The 16,439-nt window shown below is 53.3% G+C and carries 9 protein-coding genes; 7 read left to right on the top strand and 2 right to left on the bottom strand.

The genetic code is table 11. The features are described 5' to 3' along the window. Positions 1-219 precede the first annotated feature (219 nt). The 6 genes from AC6ESO_RS07575 to AC6ESO_RS07550 all read left to right on the top strand — a co-directional run bounded on the left by AC6ESO_RS07575 (position 220) and on the right by AC6ESO_RS07550 (position 8,151). Positions 220-2,436: a hypothetical protein gene (locus AC6ESO_RS07575; RefSeq protein WP_494818161.1), complete on the top strand. Its 2,217-nt coding sequence runs from the start codon at positions 220-222 to the stop codon at positions 2,434-2,436. Between the two features lie 441 nt (positions 2,437-2,877). Then, the gene (locus AC6ESO_RS07570; RefSeq protein ID WP_497090839.1) at positions 2,878-4,008 is read left to right on the top strand and encodes a GntR family transcriptional regulator; all 1,131 of its coding nucleotides are present in this window, start codon (positions 2,878-2,880) and stop codon (positions 4,006-4,008) included. 340 nt (positions 4,009-4,348) lie between these two features. Further along, on the top strand, positions 4,349-5,533 hold the full coding sequence (locus AC6ESO_RS07565) for an enolase C-terminal domain-like protein (protein WP_497090838.1): 1,185 nt from the start codon (positions 4,349-4,351) through the stop codon (positions 5,531-5,533). Positions 5,534-5,545: 12 nt separating this feature from the next. Further along, entirely contained in the window at positions 5,546-6,343 is a 798-nt protein-coding gene (locus AC6ESO_RS07560; protein ID WP_497090837.1) for an N-acyl homoserine lactonase family protein, read from the top strand. Then, positions 6,340-7,119 carry an SDR family NAD(P)-dependent oxidoreductase gene (locus AC6ESO_RS07555; protein WP_497090836.1) on the top strand — a complete coding sequence of 260 codons (780 nt, stop codon included), beginning with the start codon at positions 6,340-6,342 and terminating at the stop codon, positions 7,117-7,119. The genes AC6ESO_RS07560 and AC6ESO_RS07555 overlap by 4 nt, the downstream gene beginning before the upstream one ends. Before the next feature lie 21 nt (positions 7,120-7,140). Next, a complete protein-coding gene (locus AC6ESO_RS07550) occupies positions 7,141-8,151 on the top strand; it encodes a zinc-dependent alcohol dehydrogenase (protein ID WP_497090835.1) in 1,011 nt (336 codons plus the stop codon). A gap of 24 nt (positions 8,152-8,175) precedes the next feature. Here AC6ESO_RS07550 and AC6ESO_RS07545 read toward each other — a convergent pair whose 3' ends face one another. Continuing rightward, complete coding sequence (locus tag AC6ESO_RS07545) at positions 8,176-9,339, bottom strand: ROK family protein (RefSeq protein WP_497090834.1); 1,164 nt, start codon at positions 9,337-9,339, stop codon at positions 8,176-8,178. 73 nt (positions 9,340-9,412) lie between these two features. Continuing rightward, the gene (locus AC6ESO_RS07540; protein WP_497090833.1) at positions 9,413-14,929 is read right to left on the bottom strand and encodes a CLIPPER-2 domain-containing protein; all 5,517 of its coding nucleotides are present in this window, start codon (positions 14,927-14,929) and stop codon (positions 9,413-9,415) included. A 191-nt stretch (positions 14,930-15,120) separates the two neighbouring features. Between AC6ESO_RS07540 and xylA the strand changes: the two genes are divergently transcribed. Beyond that, positions 15,121-16,434 (top strand): xylose isomerase, encoded by a 1,314-nt coding sequence (gene xylA, locus AC6ESO_RS07535; protein WP_494818169.1) that lies wholly within the window; start codon positions 15,121-15,123, stop codon positions 16,432-16,434. Positions 16,435-16,439: the final 5 nt, after the last annotated feature.

Genomic DNA, 16,439 nt, shown 5'->3' with positions numbered 1-16,439 from the left:
TTGTGATGAAGGTAAGAAAAATTTATCAAAGTATATTTAATATTGGGTTTTGGCGTGGTAAAGTATTTATAGTCGGAGTATTAAGTTTAATTAGTATACTTAAATAACCGACAGATGGAAGGAGGTCATTAATACACGGCAGTGATTTCTGATTCTATTTTGGAAGCGTTTACTCCGCGGATGCGAGGCGACTATTCGAAATGGGAAGAGGGAGATTGGATGGCTCTATCGATAAGGCTGACTTTCGGATCGAAATTGCTGAAGGCAATGCTGTTCGCAATTGTTGTACTCTGCTGTTTCTTTGTATGGAACGCGAAGGCTAGTGCAGCGGACTATTATGTGGATTGCTCTGCCGGATCCAATGGAACGGGCACGCAGGTATCCCCTTACAACAGCTTTAACTCGATTAACAGCATCGGTACGATGAGCGCCGGTGACCGTATTCTGCTCAAGAGCGGCGTCACTTGCAACCAGCAAATGACGGTTACCGGGCAAGGCACCTCGACAAACTACATTACGATCGATTCCTACGGCGGCACCGCTAAAGCGAAAATCATCCGCAATGGCAGCCAAAGCGATCGCGGCATTAAACTGACGAACCCAAGCTATTGGAAAATCAACAATTTAGAGGTAGGCAGCGCCGGAACGGGCATTTTAGTTACCTTTTCGACAGCGGGGCATAATGATCTGTCCTTCACGAACTTATACTTTCATGACATCTACGGCATTCATCAAGGATCAGGCAGCGGCAATGATTCTACGGGGGATGCCATCTGGAACTCGGCAGGGATTGAGTTCACCTCCAAAACCTTCAACGCTTCTAACCCCGCCAGCACCTACATTGTAGATAACGTCACATTCGATACGATTGAAGGCACACGCAACTTGGATACGATATCGATCGACTGGTACAACTCCGGCTATATGAATGCTACCGGCCACAAGGCAGCGGAGCATGTGCTGATGAACAATCTCAACATGCATGGCGACAATGCGGGCGGAGGCACCGGTTGCGATGATGGCATGCGGCTGACATCCGTTCGGTATTTAACCATGATTAACTCGAAGCTCGATGGTGAAGGCGGCTGTCACTCGGATACGGGAACGGCTGCGATCTATATTGCTTTTGTAAGCGACTCGTACATTCTGAACAGCATGTTCACGAACGTGCCGAACACATCCTCACCGGACGAAGTGGCCTTCGACTATGAGTGCTGCACAGACAATCTGCAAATCAACAATAACTATATTGCGGGCAACGCAGGTGCCGGTATCTCTTATTTGGCGATCCATCCGGGCCTCGGTTTGGAGACGAACAGCGTGGCAGGCGGCAATGTTTTCATTAACAATGGCAGCGGCTCCTTCCGCCGTGCAGGCAACTCGGATACACCAAGCGGAACGATCCGCGACAATCTGTATTCGGAGCCAAACAATTTCTTGTATCAGGACGGTGCGAATTACAGCGGATTTACGCTCACCAACAATCTTCAAATTACAAACAGCAGCAATATCTATCATGCAGCCAAGCAATTTAGCGCTACGCAAGGGAGCAGTAACTGGTCGTATAAAGCCTATAACGGCTCGACGTGGAGCAACCTCGGCTACTATGATACAGCGGGTAACATTTGGCAGGCTTCCTCTGTATCGAATGTGCCGCAGGTTTCTCAATTTGAAATGCATCCCGACACCGGAGTCGGCAAAATCGTTGCCCGCGCATGGACGGCGCCAACAAGCGGAACGGTCAGTATTCGCGGCCGCGTGCTGAAATCCGTCATCGCCGGCGGGGACGGCGTTGTTGCCCGCATCACGAAGAACGGCACACGGATCTGGCCGGCTGGAGGCGACCAAAGCATCGCGTACAATGACCGCTTCGGTTATGAGAGCAACCTCGATGGCGTTACGGTCGCTGCGGGAGATGAGATTCGATTCGAAATTACGAGCGGTTCAGCGGGCAGCAACCAGTACGACAATGTAAGCTGGTCACCGGCAGTCGCTTACACGGCTTCGAGCATCGCGGCGCAGTGGGATTTTGCAACGGCGGGCAGCACGGACGGCTGGGGCAACACGAATCAAATCAGCAGCAGCGTATCGAGCGGGATTTGGACGATCACTTCAAGTGGCGGAGATCCCTATTCCGTTGGCCCGAATAACCTCGGCATTGCGTCTTCTTATCGTTATCTCAAGATCCGCTTGAAGAACAATACGGCCGATACCGGCGCGAAGTTCTTCTTCATTACGAACGCTGATTCGACCTGGAATGAAGCCAAGTCCAAGACATTCACGACAGCTGCGAATATGGGCAGCTACACCGAGTACACGATCGACATGGGCACCGTGGCCGGCTGGAGCGGGACGATTAAATCCCTGCGCTTCGACCCTTTCTCGACAACGGGCACTATGAACGTCGATTATATTTGGCTGACGAATACGCCGTAGAAGTTGGCGGCGGAGAGTGGATGGTTAGCAGACAAAGTGGCTGGGCAGGAGGAGTAGATCCTGCTCGGTCACTTTTTTGTTGTTTGTGGTGTATGGATGGCAGATTGGTGTGGCGTATAGCGAAGCAGCAATCCGCCGCCGCAGTGGCTCAATTGACAAGTAGCTTGTCTAGGGATCTACATGGGGCGAAACTCGGATAAAGAGAGGTATCAGTTACCGTTGATGAGCTAGAAAGGTTAGTTGGGAGCGCAAGAGGGGTACCTCTTACCGCTCTAGCCGTGTCATCTCATGCCGCGCCACCTCAGGACCCCATCATGAAGCACAACCACTAACTTTTTCTTGGTTTTTTGATAAAGTATACTATATAATCAAGCTAGAGATTTATAAGTATAATTTACTGTCCGCGCATTGGGTAGGAACCGGCAGAAGGGGTGTATTGGGATGAGAGAGACAATGCCGCTTTACAAGTTTATTGTGGAAGACATTAAAGAAAAGATCGGCAGCGGCCAACTGAAGGACGGAGATGCGATACCGACGCAGATCGAGCTGGCCAAATTATACGAGACGAGTGAAATTACATCACGTCGCGCGCTCAGCGAACTCGTCAATGAAGGGCTCGTTGTCCGCATTCGAGGCAAAGGGACATTCATTCAGCTGCGAGACCCGCAGCAAGCCGAAGCTTCGGAGGGCGGCAAAATTGCGCTCGAGCAAATTGTGCTGATCCATCCGTCCGCCTCGCCGCATCTGTTTAACCATCCGTTTTATGCCAATTTTATTAGCGGCATTCATGCAGCTTGCGAGGAACATGACATCCGGTTCCAACTGCTCGACGTAAGCGAAAGCGATGGAATCGAGTCGAACCCGCTGGTCGGAGCTATCGTGCTGCCTGGCGCTCCGGGCGCGCAAAATATACTGATTTCCCAACTGAAAGCGTGGAAAGAAGCCGACCTGCGCATGGTGCTGGCTCACTTTTACTTCCCGCAGCTTCAAATTCCGTATGTCATCGTCGATAATCTGACGGGCGGCTACCTGGCCACCGAGCATCTGATTTCGCTTGGTCACAAGCGCATCGGCATCATCGTAACGGGCCATTCGCTAATGGACATCAACCAAGAATTCTCGCTGCGCCTGCAAGGCTACAAGCTCGCGCTCTCTCAGCACGGAATCGCCTTCGATGAGTCGTTGGTATCGGTGATGGAGGCCAACGAAGAGCTGGAGGAGATGGGCTACGAGGGTGCCAAGCAGCTGCTGGCACTTGAGAACAAGCCGACAGCGATCTTCGCAACGAGCGATTACAAGGCTTTCGGCGCCATTCGCGCTGGCAAAGAGCTCGGGCTGCGCATTCCCGATGAGCTGAGCATTGTCGGCTATGACGACGTCATCCAAAGCCGCTACACCTCGCCTGCGCTCACAACGGTCAATCAGAATACGGAGCGGATGGGCAAGCGCGCCGTTGAATTACTGCTGAAGCCATGGAGTGAAAAGGCGATTGAAGAGTCTTTTGTGAAAGAGGAAATTGTGCCGAAGCTGCTGGTTCGCAGCAGTACCACGCATTACTCTGCAACTCAATAAAAGTATACCTATATTCAAATTAAAACTATTATTGAAACCAAATAACATACATTGTATACTTAATTCGAAAGCGGCGCTGGGCTGGCACCCCTAACGGGAGCCCAGCGCTGCTCCTACCTCAAGCAACCTCACACACCACCACCCAACCAGCATTAAATCAGACTCCTACACTGTTCAACCGCTCAGCTCACCGCCGCCGAATCGGAATGGAATCACTCAAGCAGAAATCCTCAGGACGCTTGATGCTTTTTGGCATGCCATGTTTTTGTAAACGCTTATATGCACGCAACCGCCAGGTGCTGGAATCACCCAATTAACAGATCAAGAGGAGGCTGCTTGAATGAAAATCGAGCACGTACGCGTCTTTATTGTGAATGGTGAGAAAGCCCATGCCCAGCAAGTGAGGCAGGGGAGCGTCAATACGGAGGGCTCCTGGTTGTCGGAAACGGTAATTGCGAATCCGATGTCCAATTACCCGGAATACTTCGACCGCAGGTCTAGCTGGCTTGGCATGGGAGGCCGCGTAATCGTGCAGATCATTGCCGACAATGGACTCGAGGGGTTCGGCGAGAGCACCGGAGGCATGGCGACGGCGTCGATCATTAACGAGCATATCAGCCGCATATTGCTGGGAAAGGATCCTTTTCAAATCGAGAAGCTGTGGGACATGATGTTCAAAATCACGCTGCCTTACGGTCGCAAAGGCATTCCGATCATGGCCGTTTCCGCTGTCGATTTGGCGCTGTGGGATCTGATTGCCAAGGCCAGGCAAGAGCCGCTTTATGTCAGCTTGGGCGGCGCAACGAAGGACAAAGTGCAGGCTTATGTCACGGGAAATGAATCCACCAAAATCAAAGACCGCGGCTTCATGGGCCAAAAGCTCGCCATGCCGTACGGTCCGTCCTCGGGCTGGGAGGGCATGAAGCGCAATGTGGCGCTGGTGGCGGAAACAAGGGATATTTTGGGTCCGGATATGGAAATTATGCTGGACTGTTATATGGCGTGGAATGTGGAATATACGATTCGGATGGCGGAGCTGGTCGCACCTTACCGCGTCAAATGGATCGAAGAAACGCTGCCGCCGGACGATATTGACGGCTACGCGGAGCTCAACCGCAAAGTCATCACTTCCGCTATTGCGACAGGAGAGCACGAATATACGCGTTACGGCTACCAACAGCTGATTCAAGCGCGCGGAGCTCAAATTCTGCAGCCGGACATTTGCTGGGTCGGCGGGGTATCGGAAGCGCGCAAAATATGCACGATGGCATCCGCATGCAATCTTGAAGTTATTCCGCATGCAGGAGGCCTGCAGCCTTGGGCGCTGCATCTGATTTTCGCGCAGGTGAACATTCCTTATGCGGAGTTTGCTTATTACCATGGTGCGGATAAAACCAACTACGACGTCGTGTTCGATGGCGTACAGCTGCCGCAGGACGGATGGTTTACGCTGCCGGAATGCATTGGCACCGGACTTTCGCTGCGCGAAGGGGCACTTGAAGTGCTGGATGAGCTGACTAAATAGGAGGCATCTCAAGTGAGCGTCTATACGATCAAATGCTTGCGAACCGCGACGCACAGCGCGCCGAAGCCGGTTTTTCTATTCATGGAAGGGTTCGGGGAGCAGGTGCATGTCAATTGCTATTTCTGGCTGATTCAAGGTGCCGGACGGAACATCCTTGTGGACACTGGGATGGGCGGTACGCATCAGCTCAGCTACGGCGGCGAATACGGTGAGGAGTTTCATAGGCTCGATCAGAATAGTCATGCCGGTTTCCCGGTCGCCGAGGGTGAAGATACGATATCGCTGCTTGCAAAATGCGATAGCTTGCAGCCTCAGGATATCGATACGGTCATTCTGACGCATCTGCATTATGACCATATCGCCAACATTCCGCTCTTCGTCAACGCCAAGATCTACGTGAATCGCAGAGGCTGGGATTTTGCGGTCGAACGTGGCGTTCCGATCTTCGATACGTTCCCCCATGCCCTCCTTCGGTACATGGACAACGAAATGAAAGAACAGCTTACGCTCGTGCCGGACGAGGCTGAAATTGTGCCGGGTATTCGGGTTATCCATGTGGGCGGACATACACGCTGCTCGCAAGCGGTGCTGATTCAAATGGAGGACGGCATAGCCGCCATTACCGGCGATGTTGCATTTTTGTACGAAAATTTGGAGCGAGAGCATCCGATCGGATTCGGGTTCAGCGCGGAGGACAGCGTATATGCGATTCGCCGATTGAAGCGGGAAGCGGATATTTTGCTGCCTGGGCATGATACGGCGATATTGGAACGATATCCGGATGGATGGGTGAGGGGGAATCGACCTTGAACTTGGACTTGAGCTTGAGCGGGAAATTGCAGGGGCAAGTCGCAATTGTAACCGGCGGAAGCCGCGGCATCGGCAGGGGAATCTGCGGGGAGCTTGCCGCTGCGGGAGCGACGGTTATCGTGAACTACGCCAGTCATGAAGAAGCTGCCCAAGAGGTGGTTGCCGAGATCCGGCAGCGGGGCGGGCAAGCGGAGGCAATTGGCGCGGACATTGGGGTTAAGGCGGAAATCGATCGCATGGTCAGCGATGTGAAATCGCGATATGGCCGCATCGATATTCTCGTCAATAATGCGGGCATTTGCCCATTTCGCGATTTCTTCGCTATCGAGGAAGAGACGTGGAATCGGACGATTGCCGTCAATCTGGCAGGCGCTTTCTTCTGTTCGCAGGCTGCCGGGGCAGTGATGCGGGAGCAAGGGCGGGGAGCGATCGTTCATATCAGCACTGTCACGACGATGAGGGGCGGACCCGAGCAGGTGCATTATGCGGCGAGCAAAGGCGGCATGAATTCGCTAACCTCGTCGATGGCAAACGCGCTTGGCAAGTACGGCATCCGAGTCAATGCGATTCTATGCGGCGGTGTGGCTACGGACATTAATCTTGAGCAGCGCAAGCAGGCCGGAGTACAGAGCGATGAATGGGCGTCGAATTTACCGGCCAGACGCGGGGGACGACCGAGCGATCTCGGTAAGGCAATTGTTTATCTGACATCGCCGGATGCAGAGTGGGTCACCGGTGCCTTGCTTGCTGTCGACGGCGGCGCACTGATCATGTAATAGGGGGAAGAGGGGATAGCCATGAAAGCAGTCATGTGGACAGGACCGGAGCAAATGTCGTTCATTGATTTGGCTTTACCGGAGCCGAAGGAACAGGAAGTGGTCATCAAAGTCAGCCATGCGGGCATCTGCGGATCTGACCTGGAGGGGTATCTCGGGCATAACAGCTTGCGGCATCCGCCGCTGCTGATGGGCCATGAATTTGCCGGCGAAATTATCGGCGCTGCTGCAAGCTTCGCGGTAGGCGAGCGAGTTGTCGTGAACCCGCTTATCCACTGCGGAACATGCCCGCGCTGTGTTCGCGCGCAGTATAACCTATGCGATCGCAGACAAATTATCGGCATCCACCGTCCCGGTGCTTATGCGGAGCAAATTACGGTGCCGGCGGCACAAGTGGTGCGCATTCAAGATGCGCTCTCCTATCGCCGAGCTGCGTTGACCGAGCCGCTGGCATGCTCCTTGCGCGCAACCAGGCGCGCAATGGCGACTGTTCCGTTTGGCAATGTGGCCATAATTGGAGCAGGCGCAATCGGATTGCTTTGTGCGTTTACGGCACGATTGCTGGGAGCGGGCAAAGTGTTCGTGCTTGATAACAATCCGCTGCGGCTGGAACTGGTCTCACAAATGGGCTTCGACGGCGCAGTGGACAGCACAAGCGATTCATCCCTTGCTGCTATGAGGCAGGCGACGAACGGCAAAGGCATTGATATCGTCATTGATGCGGCAGGGTTCAGCGTAACGCGAAGCCTGGCGAAGGCAATCGTCAATACCGGCGGTACGATCATGAATATCGGGCTCGGCAGCGCCGAGTCGCCGCTTCCGATCAACGATATGATTCGCTGCGAGACGAATGTACTCGGTTCGTTCTGCTATACGCCGCAGGATTTCGCCGATGCGCTGGAGCTGCTGACCGAAGGGAAAGTGACGGAGGAAGGCTGGACAACAGAAAAACCGCTGGAGGAAGGACCGAGAAGCTTCCAGCGGCTGGTGAAAGGTGAAATTCAATACGGTAAAATCATTCTGGCCGTCTAGGCGAAGGGAGCGAGAAGCTGTACATCAGCTCTCCTTCATCTTGGTCAGAAAAGCGGAAATCGCGTAATGAGCGGCGCCCCGCACAGCAGACTTGTCACCTTGCTCCGCATAGAGCAGGCAGAACTGTTCCCGGTGATAAGCAAGCGCGCGGCTGCCGACCGTGGCGGCGACGGCTTCGCGAATCCACGGTTCCGCGCGGCGCATCCGGTTGCCGATGATCACAACATTCGGATTGAATACATTGACGATGTTCGCAATCCCCGTTCCGATCCATTCCCCGATACGATGAAACAGGGCGATGACTTGCTCATCGCCTTTTTCGGCTGCGCCGATAAGAGCATCCAAATCCGAATAGCCAAGCGGCTCCGCCTGTTCAAGCAGCGCGTTCTCGGAGGCATACAGCTCCCAGCAGCCGCGGTTGCCGCAGCGGCATGGCGTGCCATCCGCCATAACGGAGAGATGGCCAAGCTCACCGGAGAAGCCGGCCGCCCCTTTATACAGCTCCTTGTTCAAAATAATGCCCGTCCCGATCCCGATCCCGATACTGACATAAATCTGATTCGCAATGCCGCGTCCGGCGCCGTATTTCTGCTCCCCCTGCGCCCCTGCGTTCGCTTCATTGTCAATCGTGGCCGGCACACCGAAACGTTCCTCGATCATCGCCCGAAGCGGAACCTGCGGCCAAGACAAGTTAGGGGCGAACAAGATCGTGCCCTCGCCATTGACGATCCCAGGCACGCCGATCCCAATGCCAACTAGTCCATAAGGACTCGCAGGCATGGATGACTTCAGCTCTTCGATGCAATCCATCAGCTTCGGCAGCACAATATCGGCCTCATGATTGTCGATGGTCAGCTCGCGTTCGAGCACGACGGCGCCTTCCAGATCCGTCAAGATGCCGCGGATATAATTAACCCCAAGATCAATGCCGATCGCGTAACCCGCACGGGCATGGAATAAGAGGAGAAACGGCTTGCGGCCGCCGCTCGATTCACCGGGGCCGATGTCGAGCACGAGATGGCGGTCGATCAAATCCTGCACGAGGCTCGACACCGTAGCTTTGTTCAGTCCGGTCCGCTCTGATATTTGAGCACGTGAAAGAGGCGCGTGACGAAGCACCGCCTCCAGCACGATTGCGGTATTCATTTGTTTGACTAAGGTCAAATCTCCGGTCTTCTTAATGGCCATAACGTCCCCCGAATCCGCCTTGCGGATGATTTGGGTACGATTTTACCACGAGGAAGATGAAGTTGCACTTTTTTTATTCCTCGTCGTCGTATACCTCAACGATCCACACATTGGACTCCGCTGTGCCGCTGACCGGATGTCCGCCTTCTGCGAACGTAAAGCTGGCATGCGCCTGGTTCTCTAATTTGTGGCCCGGCGGCTCCAGTTTTACCCTGGCCTTGAACGAAACCGTCGCGAATGTACCGGCTGGTATTGTGCCAATTGGAATACCAGGGAAGCCCGGAGTAGCATCAGGCAGCCGTTCGCCGTTGACCGATACACTGCCCGGAATAAAGGCGGCTTCCATCGGAAGCGGATCTCGCAGTACTACGTTGTGTGCGGCATATGGCGTCGGATTTCGAACAACAAGCGAATACGTGATGCGATCGCCGACAACTACGGAGATGGCGCTCGATGTTTTCTCGACAAGCAGACCAACGACCGTAACGAGCGCGCGCGCCTCGGAAGGAGCCGTTTCGTTCGAGCTGATCACAGCCGTGTTGACGACTTGGGAACCGATCTGTACATCCTGTGGCAGGATGAACCACAGCGATCCTCGTTGATTCGCGCCAGGCGTCAGTTCATCCAGATGGAAGTCATACCGGGCTGCTGAATCGGCCAAATGAATATTATGCAAGGTGACGTTTCCGCTGTTGATGAAGAACAGTTCCATTCTTAGCTTGCCGCCCGGAACTCCGATAATCGGCAGTCTCTTGGTCAAATCAAGCCGTGGCTGCGGAAGGACGAGCACGGATCTCTCCGCGACGGCAGGCGGTGTTTCGCTGGAAGTTACCGTCACAACGTTGGTGATAATGGTATACGCCAATGTGCCCGCTGGTACGATGTAGTCCGATCGCAGCGTAAAGGAATCGCCGATATCCAAGGTGCTGATCGTTTCAATGATGCCAATCAGCGGATCGCTTAACACCAGATTCGTCAAAATCGCATTGGAGGTATTGGTTACCTTCGTTTCGAACGTAATCGTTCCGCCCGGCAGCACTTCCGTTTGCGCCGACGTCTTCCGAACATCAAGCGAGTAAATCGGCAAAATATCCAGATTCGTCATGGCTTCTTGCGGGGTGGTTTGGTCAGAGACGGCCACAACGGTATTGAATATTTTGGTTCCCGCAGGTATTCCGAGAGGGACTAGATACGGAACGTTCAGAAGAACAGAGTTTTGAGGTTCCAGCTGCGATATGACCTCATTCAGATTGAGCAAGCTATCCGTTAAGCGAATGCCGGTTAAGGCCACATTGCCTGTATTGGTGACCGTGATCAAATAATTGACGAACTGTCCCGGGGTGGCTGCTCTCGTACTCTCGCGTTTCTCCAAACGCAAGGAAGGAGCAGCGGCCACGGTAACGGCAGCATCGGCGGAAGCGGGCAGCGTCTGGTCTGAAGTTACGGTTGCGACATTGTCAATAATGGTGCCTGCAGCCGTTCGCGCCGGAATCACGAAATCGACCGTAACCGCTCTTGCCACTCCTGCAGGAATGAACGGAGCAACAATGGATAAGTTAAGCAGCTCATCGGTAAGCATCACATTCGTTAAAACAATTGCAGAAGTATTAATGACCTCAATCGTGAATGTAACGGTTTCGCCCGGAGCGGCCGAAGCAGGGCTGACCGACTTCGTAATGGAAATGCTCGCCGGCGTATTTACGCTAATCGATGCGGATGCCGTGACCGGCGTCGGAGTTTGATCCGAGACGACAGATGCCGTATTCGTAATGACCGTTCCGGGAGGCACGGGAGGGACTAGGAATTGCACGACGGAAGGCACGCTTTGGCCGATCGCGAGCAATGGAATCAATTCCGCAAAGCCAAGTGTCGCATCGGTAACCGATACATTCGTCAGCGGAACGTTTCCGGTATTCGTGACCGTAATGGTGTAGTTAATAAGGTCACCCGGCAGGGCAGTCTGTTGACTGGCCGTCTTGGTCAAATTGACAGCCGCAATCCCGTTCACCGTGATTGTTGCAGTGGCCGTCTGGGTTTCACCGAGCGCATCGACGAAGACGGTATTGACGATTAACGTGCCTCCAGGTGTACCAAGCGGAACTGTATAAGGCACGCTGAGTGTATAGGCGCTTTGTGGCGGCAGTTCGGCCAATGTCTCGCTGATCCCAAGGACAGGGTCCGTAATAAGAAGATTGGTCACGAGCGCGCCGGAGTCGTTAAACACAATAATCGTGTAAAAGATCGTTTCGCCCGGATCGGCGGTTAATGTGCTGACAAGCTTCTGCACTTTAATATCTCCGGCAGGAATCGGCAGTATTTCGACCATGGCGCTTGCCGTGCGATCGCCGGTCTGTATGCTGCTCGCAGTCGCTGTGTTCACAATCGTCGAGCCGGGAACGGCATCCTCCGGAATGGTGAACGGAATCATATACGTCCGAACCGTGTTAGGATCAAGCTCCGTAATCACGGTCTGCAGGCCAAGGACGGGGTCCGACACCTGAACATTGAAGAGGGATACGTTCCCTGTATTTTCAACCTCGATGGTGTACGTAATGGTTTGACCCGGCAAGGCCGTTGCGAAATTGACCGACTTCGTAATCGTCATATCAAACACATTCTCGGTGGTGACGGAAGCTGATGCGGAAACCGGCGGCATCTGGTCGGAGGAGACCGTTACGGTATTCACAAACACGGTTCCTCCTAGTGCCTCAAGCGGAATCGTGAAATCTGCATTGATCGTTCGGGATTCACCCGGTGCGAGACTGTCGAACGTATAGTCCAAATTGAAGAACTCATCGACGAGCAGCACGTTCGTTAATACGACCGCAGACGTATTCGTCAGTGTAATCGTGAAGGTGACCGTTTCTCCCGGAAGCGCGGTAGGCTGACTTACGACCTTGGTGAGCGAAATGGTCGGCGGCGTACCGACGGTTACAAAAGCGTCGGCGAACACCGGAGTCGGCGTCTCGGTTGATGTTGCGTTAGCCACATTATGAATGATCGTTCCCGGCGGCAAAGCCGGAATTGCCGATGGGACGTTGAACACGGCCTGCCCGCCTTGCGCGATAAGCGGAATCGTAGTATCCACGCCAAGGAGAGGATCTTGAACGCGGACCTGGGTTAAGCTCGTGTTGCCGGTATTGGTGACGGTAAACGTATAGGTGAGCGGCGTACCCGCCGGACCGCTGGTTGGCACGACGGTTTTGGCTAAGCTAAGCGATGGTGCGGCCGTGATAATAACCATCGTCGTTGCCGTTGCCGGCTCTGTCTGATCAGAGTCGGCTGTTGCGGTATTCGTCAAGATGGTCCCGGCAGGCGTGCCAGCAGGAACAGTGTATGGAATGTCATACATACACGTAGCGCCGTCAGGGAAAGTGGCGATCGTTTCCGTAAAGGACAGCAGATCGTCCGTAATGGTCACATTTGTCAGATCGGCATTGGAAGTATTCGTGACCGTAATGGTGTAGTTGATAATTTGGCCGGGTACAGCCGTACTCACATCCGCTTTCTTATCCAGCGATAAGCTATATACCGCTGCGACAACCACTTCGGCCGTTTCAGAAATTGCGGGGGTTTGATCGGTTATTACGGTTGCGGTATTGATGATCTTCGTCCCGGCCGGCGTTCCGAGCGGAACCAAATAAGAGGCATTTGCGACATAGTGCCCGCCAACCGGAAGAATAGGCACGGTAACGGAGAAGGACAATACCGGGTCGGTAATGAAGACATCGGTAAGCGGGATGTTTCCCGTATTGGTTACCGTAATGTCGTAGAAGACGGTTTCGCCCGGCGTTACCAGCGTCGCGCTTGGTGTTTTGGTTATTGTGATGCTGGGGGCTGCGAGGATGGTGACATCCGTACTCGCGGTTTGTGTACCAAGTGATGAGACGAGTGTCGCGGTATTGTGAATGACCGTGCCAGCAGGCGTTCCGGCGGGAACCGTATACATGCCATGAAAAACGACCGACGCTTGCGGATCGAGCTTCGCAATCGTTTGATTGACTTGAAGCAGCGGATCTGTCAGTACGAGATCGAACAGTGTCGTTGCTTTCGACTCATTGCTGACGGTAAGGGTGTACGTAATGGTTTGGCCCGGTACTGCTGTGGCAGTATCCGCTGACTTGGTTAATACGACAGACGGCGTTTCGGTGATGAATACAGTAGCCATAGCGGTGAGGGTTTGAGGTAAATTGCTGGCCGTCAATGTGGCGGTGTTCACGAAGTTGCTGCCAATTGGCGTGTTTGGCGGAATGACGAACGGCACGGTTGCCAGCTGCCCATTCGTCGCAGTCGGAAACGTCACATCAAGGCCAAGGATCGGGTCGACCAGGTGCACATTCTGCAAGGTAACCGCATCCGGAAGAACAAGCGTAAAGGTGTACATGACCGTATCGCCCTGCATAGCCGAAGTAGGCTGTACGGATTTAATCAATTGGGCGTTAATCGGTCCGGTTATGTTGATGGTAACGGAGGCGGATAGCGGAGGTGTTTGGGCCGTTTGTACGGTTGCGGTATTTAAGTAGCTGCTGCCAGGGGCACCGGGCTTGATCGCGGATTGGATGGTAAACGTCGCTGATTGCCCGGCCAGGAGTTCCATGATCGTTTGATCAAACGATAGCTCTGGGTCGGTAATGTGAATGTTGGACAATGTGCCGGCGCCTGTGTTCGTAACTTTAATGACATAGGTAAGCGGAGTTCCCGGAGGACCGCTTACGGAGCTGCCTCCATTGACGGTCTTCTCGATCTTCACCCTTGGGGTACAGAACACTTCCGGCAGACAGCCTGTAAATGGGACGTGATGCTCTTCGATCGAGCCTGTCGTATTCGTCAGCGAATCGACAACAATCGTACCGTCGATGTTGCCAAATCCGGATGCGCTCCACGCAGCGAACGGTGCGAGTACAGAGCCTTTAATCGACAGGTTGAGGTTGAACGCATTTTGCGCTTGGAAGAAATTCCATAGAATGACGGCCCCGTTCGATGGGGAGGATTGACCGCCGTTGATGAATATCGCATAGCTCCCGAAGCCGACATTGGTCCCGGAAATATTCACAAGAACAGTGGAGCCGGGCGGCGTGATGATGTTGATGCCGTTTGCGGTGGCAAGCGAAACGCCTGAGCCCGCTACGTTATTGCCGTTGATGTTGAAAATATTCAGGGTAGGGCTGTTACCGCTTAATACGATTTGGCCGAAGTTGACGAAGGCGGTTCCGTTCGGACTGAGGGTGCCCCAGGAGCTTGAGGCACAGGTCAAATATTGTTCTGCTGCAGCAAAATCAATCGGCGTGGCCCGGAAAGGCTGTCCGGTGACGCCGTTATTGTTCGTCATCGTGTAGTTGATAATCGTTCCGGTAGGGCTGATGACGCTGTTTCCGCTGAAATTGGTCCCGCCGATAATGTTCATATTGCCGCCAACGATCAAGTCGGCACGCGTGGTCGATGAGGGGAGTGCATTACCGATGCCATAGGAGTTGTAAGTAGCGTTTCCGCCAACCGCAACACGCCCGCCGGAATCGACGAAGGATTGGGTATGGTTCGTCAGCACGAATACGTTAAAATCGTTTGCCACGCCTAAATTGCCGCAGGCCATCCACGTTCGCCTCCTGTATGTTAAAAATAAACTATGTACAATGTATGCGAGCAAGCCGGGATGAATGCCTGTATTTGGATTGCGGATTTTATGAAAAAAACTTACTTTGTTTAGTAGACAAACTAAGTTTGATGATGCTAGAATAGCTGTAAGAGCGTTTTCAATACATTTCATTCTAGGAGGAATTATTCATGGCTTATTTTCAAAATATCGGTAAAATCGCGTACGAAGGCAAAGGTTCCGACAACCCGCTGGCATTTAAACATTACAATCCTAAAGAAGTAGTACTTGGCAAAACCATGGAAGAGCATCTGCGCTTTGCGGTTGCTTACTGGCATACATTCACTGGAGCAGGTTCCGATCCGTTCGGCGTAGGCACTGCGGTTCGCGGCTGGGATTCCGCTAATGAGATGGACCAAGCGAAAGCTCGCGTAGAAGCGAACTTCGAATTCCTGAACAAAATCGGCATTCCTTACTTCTGCTTCCATGACCGCGATATCGCTCCTGAAGGCGCGACGCTGGCTGAAACAAACAAGAACCTTGACATTATCGTGGACCTGATGGAAGAGAACATGAAGGCTTCCGGCGCGAAGCTGCTGTGGAACACGGCGAATATGTTCACGAACCCGCGTTTCGTACATGGCGCAGGCACAACATCGAATGCAGATGTGTTCGCTTATGCCGGTGCACAATTGAAGAAGAGCCTTGAAGTGGGTAAACGTCTCGGCGCTGAGAACTATGTATTCTGGGGCGGCCGCGAAGGCTACGAAACGCTTCTTAACACAGATATGGCGCTTGAGCTCGACAACCTGGCACGTTTGCTTCACATGGCTGTTGCTTACTCCAAAGAAATCGGATTTGGCGCTCAATTCCTGATCGAACCGAAGCCGAAAGAGCCGACTAAACACCAATATGACTTTGACGCGGCAACGACAATTGCGTTCCTGCAGAAGTACGATCTGAAAGAATACTTCAAGCTTAATCTTGAAGCGAATCATGCAACGCTTGCGGGCCACACATTCGAGCATGAAATCCGCGTTGCTGCTATCAATGGCATGCTTGGCTCGCTCGATGCGAACCAAGGCGACTTGCTGCTTGGCTGGGATACAGATGAGTTCCCTACAGATCTGTACTCCACAACGCTTACAATGTATGAAGTGCTTAAAGCCGGCGGTATTGGCAAAGGCGGCGTAAACTTCGACGCTAAAGTACGCCGTGGCTCTTTCGAAGATGTGGATTTGTTCCTCGCTCACATCGCAGGTATGGACACGTATGCTTGGGGTCTGAAAGCAGCTGCGAAGCTGATCGACGAGAAAATCATCGACAACATCGTGGACAATCGTTACCGCAGCTTCAAAGACGGCATCGGTGCCGAAATCGTTGCCGGCCGCGCTACACTGCAATCGCTTGAGCAATATGCAATGCAAAACAACACAATCAAGAACGAGTCCGGCCGTCTTGAGCGGATCAAATTGGTGCTGAACGAAGTTATCTACAGCGTTTAAGTCGA

The sequence above is a fragment of the Paenibacillus rhizoryzae genome (genome assembly GCF_059686995.1).
The sequence above is the reverse complement of the archived record's forward strand: the minus strand, read 5'-3'. Positions and strand labels throughout refer to the sequence as shown.